The 2462-nt window shown below is 73.7% G+C and carries 2 protein-coding genes; both read left to right on the top strand.

Translation table 11 applies throughout. The features are described from left to right. Positions 1–87: 87 nt before the first annotated feature. The gene (locus ACYVE9_RS22985; protein ID WP_461029799.1) at positions 88–1380 is read left to right on the top strand and encodes a sensor histidine kinase; all 1293 of its coding nucleotides are present in this window, start codon (positions 88–90) and stop codon (positions 1378–1380) included. 197 nt (positions 1381–1577) lie between these two features. Continuing rightward, positions 1578–2405: a pectate lyase gene (locus ACYVE9_RS22980; protein WP_461029798.1), complete on the top strand. Its 828-nt coding sequence runs from the start codon at positions 1578–1580 to the stop codon at positions 2403–2405. The last annotated feature ends 57 nt before the right edge of the window (positions 2406–2462 follow it).

Raw genomic sequence — 2462 nt, 5'->3', positions numbered from 1 at the left:
CGGGGCGCCCCGGCGGGCGGCGCGGCGTCGCCGCAAACCGGGCGTCGGCACGCACGGGACGGGTCCGGCGGTGCTTACCCTCAGGGAGTGAGCGAATCCCGTACCCGGACGTCCGTGCCGCGGTCGCTGCTGCCCGGTGAGCTGGCCGCGGCCTACGGTGGGGCGGAAGGTGACGGTCGGGTGCGGCGCACCACCCGCGACTGGCTGGTGGACGCCGCGCTGTTCGTGTGGTCCGTGCTGTGGCTGGTGCTGGTGTGGACGGCGCTTCAGGACTACGGGCACCTGCCGGACTGGATGCGCCTGGTCGACGCCCCGCTGGGCGCGGCGGCCTGCCTGTCGCTGTGGTGGCGGCGGCGGTTCCCCATGGCGGTGGCGCTGTTCACCGTGCCGGTGGCGGCGGTGGCCAACACGGCCGTCGGCGCACTCATGGTGGTCGTGCTCAACCTGGCGCTGCGGGTGCCGTGGCAGCGCGCGGTGCCGGTGCTGGTGCTGTACCTGGCGACGGCGATGCCCTACGTCCTGATGTACACCGTCCCCTACGAGGGCGGCTGGGTGACCGCCTCCTTCGTCTTCGCCTACTACCTGGTGTTCTTCGCCTGGGGCACCGCCATCAGGGCACGCCGCAAGCTGGTGCTGCGCATACGGGAGGACTCCGAGCGGGAACGGCTGGACCACGCCCGCCGCCTGGCCGACACCCGGCGCGCGGAGCGGACGGCGATCGCCCGGGAGATGCACGACGTGCTGGCGCACCGCATCTCACTGCTGTCCGTGCACGCCGGCGCCCTGGCGTACCGGACGCAGCAGTCGGCTGCCGGACTCAGCCCCGCGCTCGACGAGTCGAAGGTCGCCGAGAGCGCCCAGGTGATCCGGGACAACGCCCACCAGGCGCTGGAGGAACTGCGGGAGGTGCTGCACGTGCTCCGCGCCGACGCCGCGGAGAGCGGTGGCGCCGCCGCTCCGCAGCCGAGCCTGGCCGACGTCGCGTGCCTGGTCGACGAGGCCCGGCGGGCCGGCCAGCAGGTCGAGTACATGGACGGCCTGCCGGACGAGGCCGCCGGGTCCCCGCGCGGGCAGGTCCAGCGGACGGCGTACCGGATCGTCCAGGAGGGCCTGACCAACGCCCGCAAGCACGCGCCGGGCGCCCGGGTCACCGTCCGGTTGTCGGGCGGGCCGGGCACGGGACTGACGGTGGACGTGCGCAACCCGCTGCCGGTGGGCGTCACCGGGTCGCGGATCCCGGGAGCGGGCGCCGGCCTGACGGGGTTGCGCGAGCGGGTGGACCTGGACGGCGGCAGCCTGGAACACGGCAGCAGCGACGGCTCGTTCGTGCTGACCGCCCACCTCCCGTGGCCCCGGGAGGCCCGCCCGACCGGCACCTGACGTCGCGCCGGGCCAGGTCGCGTCCCCGACGGCCGTGGCGGGGGTGCGGGGCGGGGCGGAGGCAGAAGGCGGGGGTGCGGGGGGATGCGTGGTGGGGGATGCGTGGCGGCGGAACTTTTCCTGGCGGGCGCGGCAACCTTTCGGGTGCCGGCGGCGACCAGGGGACGCACGACGTCACCAGACCGGGAAAGAGTTACATGAACCCCAGAGCAGAACTGCGCCGCCAGGACCGTCGACGGGTCAACCGCCGACGGGCGCTCGGCGGACTCACCGCCGCGCTCGCCCTGACCGGCGCCGCCGTCGTCACCCAGCTGCCCCTGTCGTCCGCCGGCGCGGCCACCGACTGGCCGACGACCACCGGCGACCGGCCCGTGACGAAGACGATCGACGTGAAGGGCACCTACAACGGCGAGTACCAGCGCTTCGTCGGCAAGGGCGCGCTGGGCGACGGCAGCCAGGACGAGGGGCAGCCACCGGTCTTCAAGCTCGCCGACGGTGCGGTGCTGAAGAACGTCGTACTGGGCAGGCCCGCGGCGGACGGCGTGCACTGCATGGGCAGTTGCACGCTCCAGAACGTGTGGTGGGAGGACGTCGGTGAGGACGCCGCCACCTTCAAGGGCGGCGCCGACGCCGTCTACACCGTGCGCGGCGGCGGTGCCAAGCACGCCGGTGACAAGGTGTTCCAGCACAACGGCGGCGGCAAGCTCGTGGTGGCGAAGTTCGCCGTGGAGGACTTCCAGACGCTGTACCGCTCCTGCGGCAACTGCAAGAAGCAGCACCAGCGTTCGGCGATCTTCCGGGACATCCAGGTCACCACGCCCGCGTCCCGGCTGGCCGGCGTCAACTCCAACTACGGCGACTCCGTGGCGCTGCGCGGCATCACCGTGATCGGCGACGCAAAGCGCAAGCTGGTGCCGTGCCAGAAGTACACCGGCAACAACACCGGTTCCGAGCCGAAGCGCGCCGGGACGGACGCCGACGGCAGGCACTGCAACTACCGCGCGTCCGACGTCACCCACCGCTGACGACGGACCCGGCCCCGCACGCCGCGCCCCGCCCCGAGCTCCGCGCCAGGGGCGGGG

Source organism: Streptomyces sparsus, assembly GCF_054776295.1.
Note: the sequence above shows the minus strand (reverse complement) of the source record. Positions and strands in the feature narration are given on the sequence as shown.